This is a genomic window from Clostridium sp. YIM B02555 (genome assembly GCF_022320955.1).
GTDB classification, from domain to species: domain Bacteria; phylum Bacillota; class Clostridia; order Clostridiales; family Clostridiaceae; genus Clostridium; species Clostridium saccharoperbutylacetonicum.
Genome location: NZ_JAKJJY010000037.1, coordinates 22757 through 30036, shown reverse-complemented (window position 1 = coordinate 30036; position 7280 = coordinate 22757). Strand labels below are relative to the sequence as shown.

The window sequence follows — 7280 nt, the reverse complement described above, 5'->3', positions numbered from 1 at the left end:
TCCTCTATGGGTTGTTCCACTTTCTGCTTGTCATAAATTTACTTTAGGAACATGCAGAAATGGGTGCAACCTTACACTTAAAACCCATCCAGCGAAAATTTCATTAGTCCGCTGTAATAAATATGTGTTTAATTTCGGTAAGTTCCGTATATGTCTAATTCTTGCTTTGGATATCTATAATAAAATAGTATTAGTTATTGATCTTGTATTTTTTTCTTTAATGACAGCTTGGCATAATTTTTTTAGTGCGAAAATTATGCCAAGCTGTCATTATATTGTAACAAAACTGTAATATAAAAAAGTTATTATGTTTTTATACTTAATGACTAAGGAGTTTTTATATGCTAGATTTAACTAAAAAAACAATATATATGATACTTATTTCTTTTATTAGTCTTTTTATAGGTTCATCATTTTTTATTAGAGCAAAGTATAATTCTTTTGTCTATGGTGATAAACCTATCCTTCAAAACCAAAAAATAGGTATTTTTCTCTTAATTGCTGTAATTCTAATTATTTTGAGTATAGCTTTATATAAATTTACTTTAAAACTCAATAGGTTTAGTAAAAAAATTATAATTCCAGTAATACTTATCTTTAGTTTTTCTATTCAAATTATAATTATATTTTTATTTACAAAATTACCCGAAGCTGATTCTAAAACTGTACTATCAATAGCATTAAATATGCTTTATAAATATAATTATTCAGCCTTTCAAGCAAAAGGATATCTTTATATGTTTCCTTTTAACTTTTCTACAGTTTTATACTTAGAAACGTTATTATCCATCTTTCCTAATAACTATTTAATAATAAAAATTTTTAATATATTATTTACTCTTATTACATCTTTAATGATTTATTTAATATATAAAGAGTTGAATTACAAATCAAAAAGTAATGATTATGGTGTGCTAATATTTGCAGCAACGTATATACCTTCATTACTTATGTGCAATTATATATACAACGATATTATAGCAACAACACTTCTTACCTCGGCAGTGTATTGCATCATAAAGTTTACAAAAGAAAAATCAATTAAATATATTATAATTTCCTCAATTCTTTTATCATTAGGAAACTATTTTAGAGGAATAGGTGCAATTTTTCTAATTGCTGGCTTAATATACATACTTATAAATATAAAAGAAATTGGAATTAATAAAGTATTAACAGCTTTTTGTATACTACTTGCTTTATTTAATCTTCCAGCTTTGACTGAAGATGCTATCTTGAAGTCAAATAATATTGTCAGTGGATCTATTAACAAAAATTCAGCCCCAATATATATGTGGCTAAATATGGGCCTAAATCAAGATACTTTAGGCTATTGGGATAATATGAAAAGTTATAATATTTATCAAAGAAAAGCTAATTATAATAAAGAAAAAAGTTCAGAATTGTTTAGGAACGAAATAGAAAAAAAGTTGTCCAATAAATCTCTTACTGACTTAGCAAAGTTTTACTACGAAAAAGTTTTATGGACTTGGACTGAAGGAACATATCAAATTGAGAGCTTTGGTATTGGCAATTCCGCAGCCACTGATTCTAACCCCAAAATGAATAGATTTAATCAACAATATAGCTATCCCACTTTTGCAACAGAATTATTTAAAGGTGATTCAATATATAGAAGTGGTTTAAATTGGATTTTATATGTAATGAATTTTCTAATGTATTGTTTCATCTTTATAAAATTAATCTTAGGAATGAAATCTAAAAAATTCAATGAAGTTTTTTTAAGCTTAATAATCTTAGGTTTCATAGGCTTTTATATTTTATGGGAAATTAAATCTAGATATATTTATCCAGTATATCCTTTATTAATAGTGTTATCCTATATGGGCTTCAAAGATACCTATGACTTAATTTCAATTAGAAATTTCAAACAATCAATCTCTCAGTTACTTAGAAAGGTGCTTTAAATATATGCGTAAAATAATACTTTACCTCATTCTAATCACATTATTAATTATTAGTTCTACATTTTTAGTTTCTTGTAATGCAATTACAGCTCAAAATATAAATTTTGATTCTTCTAATATAAAAGATGATTTTGGCATAGATGAAATTCCTGAAATCCACGATAATCCAGAAACTGATAATAAACCTGACATAAAAAATAAATCTTCCATAGCTTTTGATTCAAATGAATTTGATGCAGTTTCTCCAAACATTGACGAAGATTTTAGTATTCATGGTGAACCTCATCAAAATAATATATCATCTTCTACAAAAAAATAGATGGATAAGCTCCATCTATTTTTTATCTAAAAATTATAATATCATTTATATTTCTATAGTTGCTTATCAATGCAACCACAATCCTCTATATTGTTATCACCTTCATAATTGGTTTTTTTCAATTTTTCATGATCAATTTTCCTCATCGTAATATAATATGCACCAGCAAGTGGAATACAAGCACCAATCCATGCTAAAGGACTTGCTAAAGATACTCCTAAAAAACCAAATGGCTTAGCTAGCATAATTGCAGCAAAGGTTCTCATAAGTAACTCCATAATTCCTGCAACTGTTGGAATAAAGCTTTGACCAAGCCCTTGAAGAGTGTACCTATATATAAAAAGTAGTGAAAGTATAAAGTAAAAAATTCCATTTGCTGTCAAGTAAACTTGAGATAACGATATTACTTCTGTTTGGTCAGACCCAACAAAAATTGCAGTTAGTATATGTCCTGCAAATATATTTATAAGTCCTACAATAATACTAAATGACACTGAAATAAAAATGCATTTTCTTACCCCTTGTTTTATTCTTTCAAATTTTTCTGCCCCATAATTTTGTGCCGTATATGTAGCCATTGTGATACCAAAGGACATCATCGGTTGAATTGCAATAGTGTCAATTTTTTGAGCTGCAGTATATGCTGCTACAGATACGGCTCCAAGGCTATTTAATGCAAATTGGACTGCAATTGCACCAATTGCTATTATAGAAGCTTGAAATCCCATTGGCAAAGACATTCTTACATGCTCTAAAAAAACATCCTTTGATAACTTTATATCACTTTTTTTCAATTTAAGTATTGGTAAATTTCTTTTTATATACCATATGCATAATAAAGCTGAAACTCCTTGAGCAATAACTGTTGCAAGGGCAGCTCCGCTCACCCCCATTTTAAATATTAGAATAAAACCAAATTCTAAAACAATATTTAAAATACAAGCTATTATCAAGTAAATTAAAGGTGTTTTACTATCCCCTAAAGCTCTGATAATATTTGAGAAAAAATTAAAAAACATCGATGCAATAATTCCAAGAAATATGATAAACACAAAATTATAAGCATCATCAATAATTTCTGTAGGTGTATTCATTGCTACTAATATAGGCCTAGCTAAAATAGTACTAATCGTAGTAAGAATTATTGTCACTATCATACTTATTACTATACCTGTAAAATAACTTTCTTTTATCGCCTTTTTATCGCCAGCACCAAATTTCTGAGCTGTAATAATTGAAAGTCCTGATGTTAATCCTTGAGCAAATCCTAATATTAAAAACATTATGCTTCCTGTGCATCCAACAGCTGCTAAAGCATTAATACCTATAGTACGACCAACAATAAACGTATCAGCTATATTATAAAATTGTTGAAAGATATTACCTATTAATAATGGCACTGTAAATAACAATATTAACTTGGCAGGATTACCTTTTGTCAAATTTCTAGTCCCAGCCACTTAACTTCCCCCTTAAATCATTTTTTAACTTTGTAACGGAAATAATTTTTCGTATCTTATACATTCTATATCTTTCATCCCCATTTTGTCCACTTCAAAACTTGATTTTTTTGTATTTATCGACTTAATTCTTTTGCTGCCTCCCTTGCATACATATCACAAAGGGAATTTTCAAAATGATCTGAATGCCCCTTTACCCATTGAAATTCAATATATTTATCATTGCAGGCTTCATCAAAGCTAAGCCATTTTTCTATATTTTTTGGTGGCTCTCCATTGACGGTTTTAAAGCCATTAAATTTCCAAATAGGTAACCATTCTGTTAACCCCTTTCTTACATATTGACTATCTGTAACTATTCTCAATCTTTTGATATCTTTTAATATTTTCAGAGCTTTTATTGCTGCTTCAAGTTCAGCTTGACAGCTGCCAATTTTATCTACTTTTTCAGTATATAAATTATATTTTCCTTCTAAATCTTCTATTATAAAAGCATAACCACCATATTCTTTTTTTTCAAGATAACTAGCATCTGTGAATATCTTATAAATTTTTTTATCAACCTTATGTTCCTCTATTGCATAACTTTTGTAATTATTATTCCTTTTATCTAAAACTAGAATTTTACTTCTATCATTAAAAGCTGCTACATCTTTGCCATCACTTAAAACAAATTTAACAGCAAATCCCACAAAATATGTATCCCTTCGTTTGTTGTGAAGCATCTTTCTAAGTTGATATTCATTAATTTTCAGATAATCTGTTAGAATATTATCACTTAAAAACTGCAATTCCTTTTTAATTGGATTAAATTCTATAAGAGAAGATTCTAACTCCCTACTTATTTTAATTTTATAATTATCATCTTTAGCATCAATTATTTCCATTGTAAAAAGTATCATTTTCATAAAACTACCCTCTTGTTTCTCTTAATTTGTCTATCCATTATTAACCCCTTATGATTTATTTTATAATTTTAAAAACTACAATAAATTCATAAAGTAAAAAGACCGTAATAATAAGTATTGTTCCATAAATTAGTATACCTTTCCACCAAATCTTCCATTGCTCTTTAATAAATAAAATCCGATTAGTATGATTCACAAATTTATGTATCCAAACTCGCTTCCACCATGCAAGAATTGAAAATATAGCTAATACTGCAAATAGAAATATAGAAAAATTTAAATCTTCAACTAATCCATTGCCTGTTATGCTCAAAACTATATATCCAGGCAGTCTTCCTAATATTGAGATGATAACCAACGTAGAGATTTTAATTGTAGTTAAGCCAGCAATAAAAGAAATAATATCATCCGGAAATGCTGGTAATAGAAATATTAAGAAAAATATTAATGGTCCTTGTTCCTTTGTTAAATGATCAAACTTATTTAAGAATTTTTCACTAACAAATCTCTTTACAAATGGTCTTCCTAATCTTCTAGTTATGATAAAAATAATTGTAAATCCAATAGTTGAGCCTATTATTGTATAAATAACTCCTAAAACTGGTCCAAATAAAATTCCTCCTATTAAACCAATTACTTGGCCCGGTATAGGTGCTATAATAACCTGAATAATCTGCATTAGTATATAAATTAATGGTGCAAATGCACCTGCTCCACTTATTATTTTTCTAGCTTTATCTGGACTACTAAAAGCTGTAAGAAATGGCCATGAGAAGTATATAACACTTCCAAAGAAAATAATTAAAATAGTAATCAACAGAATAATCTTTTGAAATTTATATTTTGAAGATTTCATTAATACTAACACCTCCAAACTTTATTTAATGTTTTTAAAATTATACTAATCCCCTTTCAATCATCTTAATCTAAAAAAAGAACCTAGTAAAGCTTTGAATGCTTTCTAGGTTCTTCAAACTTATATTATTTTATACTTTGATTTAATTAATAACAATAAACTATCTTAGAATATCCTGTGTAAATACATCTAAGTCTACATTACCATTAATTCCATTAATATACCCTTGATCTGTATATTGATGTCCTGCTCTAGTACTCCAAATATTATTTGCTGGTAAATTAAATATTCCTTTAGAATAATTTGCTTCCCATAAAGTATATTTAGATAACCTGTTGTCTAAATTATTAATAAAATTAGAATATGTATATATACACACATCCATATTACTTAATCTCTTAAATTCATTTATAAATCTAATTGTATAATCCATAACATCAAACCCACTACTTTCAACGTCTAATACAGGTTTCAAGTCATTTTGCTTATCTTTAATTTTATTATAAAAATTTTGTGCTTGAGTTTCAGGAGAGCTTGTCCCAACTAAAAAATGATAAAACCCAGTTTTTAAACCTGCACTTTTAGCTCCATTATAGTAAGTTCCTAAATAATTATCTACATAAGTCGTTCCTTCAGTAGCTTTTATGTATACAAATTGAATACCAGTCGACTTCACTTTTGCAAAATCTATATCTCCATTGTAATGGCTAATATCAATACCTTTATATTTACTTCCTGGAATAGTTCCTGGATTTCCTGGTCCAATTTTTTTTCCATCAGGACCAAGTTTGAATCCATCGTTTGTAGTAGTATTGGTAAGCATTTTTCCTGTTCGAGTATCTAAATAATAGTAGTCAGTTCCAACATTGACCCAACCTGTTGCCATTGCACCACTATCTTTTAAATAATACCATGTATCACCAAGATTTATCCAGCCTTTAGCCATAGCACCTGTATCATATAAATAGTACCAAGCCCCATTATCAGAAATCCATCCGCTGCTCATATTTCCGCTACTATTAAAATAATACCAATGATTACTTAACTGTACCCAGCTTTTAGCCATTGCACCATTACCATAAAACATATAAATCTTATTATCTATTTTATTAAGTCCAGTTATCATAGCTCCAGAAGCATTTAAATAGTACCAAATATTATTTAATTGCTTCCACCCTGAAACCATACTTCCTGATGCATTTAAATAATACCATGTTCCATTATAGTTCAACCAGCCTGTTGCCATTTTACCATCACCATTTAAATAATACCAATTATTATCTGGATTAATCCATCCAGTTGCTCTTGTATTATTAGATTTATAGTAGTACCAATATCCATTTTCCCTTTTCCAACCAATAGTTGATGTAATATTAATAACATTAGTCTTATTGGAACTATTAGTAACATATTGCGAAATGACACTTAAGGCTTCTGGCTTAGTTTCTGGTACTCCTGGATTAGGAATAGCACTAGATGCTTGAGTAACAGTTGTCATAGAATCTCTAGTTGCAGCTTGTACCCCTATCATTTGTCCTAAACTTAACATAATTGCAAAAGCTAAAACAAATATAGTTATTTTCTTTTTCATTTTCACAGGAATCCTTCTCCTTTTTTCTTTAGTAATTTCATAATAAATTGTATTTATCGAACCCTCCTTATTGTGTATATCCCATTTATATTATATAAGCGTCAACCTTTGTAAACAATAAATTAACCATGGGAATTATGGATTTTTTTGTATGTAATAATAATTATTTATTGATAATTGTTGAAATTTTCTAAATATTCTTGTATAATTAGTATTAA

At 28.0% G+C, this 7280-nt stretch carries 7 protein-coding genes; 3 read left to right on the top strand and 4 right to left on the bottom strand.

Annotated features, from left to right (window positions below; all coding sequences use genetic code 11):
• The 3 genes from L3B98_RS27855 to L3B98_RS27845 form a co-directional block, all read left to right on the top strand.
• The coding region (locus L3B98_RS27855; protein WP_238919087.1) for a hypothetical protein at positions 1 to 292 on the top strand (292 nt) is incomplete at its 5' end.
• Positions 293 to 341: 49 nt separating this feature from the next.
• A complete protein-coding gene (locus L3B98_RS27850; protein ID WP_238919086.1) occupies positions 342 to 1928 on the top strand; it encodes a glycosyltransferase family 39 protein in 1587 nt (528 codons plus the stop codon).
• A 4-nt stretch (positions 1929 to 1932) separates the two neighbouring features.
• The gene (locus tag L3B98_RS27845) at positions 1933 to 2247 is read left to right on the top strand and encodes a hypothetical protein (RefSeq protein WP_238919085.1); all 315 of its coding nucleotides are present in this window, start codon (positions 1933 to 1935) and stop codon (positions 2245 to 2247) included.
• A 53-nt stretch (positions 2248 to 2300) separates the two neighbouring features.
• Here L3B98_RS27845 and L3B98_RS27840 read toward each other — a convergent pair whose 3' ends face one another.
• The 4 genes from L3B98_RS27840 to L3B98_RS27825 all read right to left on the bottom strand — a co-directional run bounded on the left by L3B98_RS27840 (position 2301) and on the right by L3B98_RS27825 (position 7068).
• The gene (locus L3B98_RS27840; protein ID WP_238919084.1) at positions 2301 to 3707 is read right to left on the bottom strand and encodes an MATE family efflux transporter; all 1407 of its coding nucleotides are present in this window, start codon (positions 3705 to 3707) and stop codon (positions 2301 to 2303) included.
• Between the two features lie 116 nt (positions 3708 to 3823).
• Entirely contained in the window at positions 3824 to 4615 is a 792-nt protein-coding gene (locus L3B98_RS27835; RefSeq protein WP_238919083.1) for a ribonuclease H, read from the bottom strand.
• Positions 4616 to 4670: 55 nt separating this feature from the next.
• On the bottom strand, positions 4671 to 5471 hold the full coding sequence (locus L3B98_RS27830) for a VTT domain-containing protein (RefSeq protein WP_238919082.1): 801 nt from the start codon (positions 5469 to 5471) through the stop codon (positions 4671 to 4673).
• Between the two features lie 160 nt (positions 5472 to 5631).
• Positions 5632 to 7068 carry a GH25 family lysozyme gene (locus tag L3B98_RS27825; protein WP_238919081.1) on the bottom strand — a complete coding sequence of 479 codons (1437 nt, stop codon included), beginning with the start codon at positions 7066 to 7068 and terminating at the stop codon, positions 5632 to 5634.
• Positions 7069 to 7280: the final 212 nt, after the last annotated feature.

Excerpts from the sequence above, each read along its gene's own strand:
- L3B98_RS27850 (WP_238919086.1), top strand. The coding sequence starts at position 342 with ATGCTAGATTTAACTAAAAAAACAATATATATGATACTTATTTCTTTT.
- L3B98_RS27845 (WP_238919085.1), top strand. The coding sequence starts at position 1,933 with ATGCGTAAAATAATACTTTACCTCATTCTAATCACATTATTAATTATT.
- L3B98_RS27835 (WP_238919083.1), bottom strand. The coding sequence starts at position 4,615 with ATGAAAATGATACTTTTTACAATGGAAATAATTGATGCTAAAGATGAT.
- L3B98_RS27830 (WP_238919082.1), bottom strand. The coding sequence starts at position 5,471 with ATGAAATCTTCAAAATATAAATTTCAAAAGATTATTCTGTTGATTACT.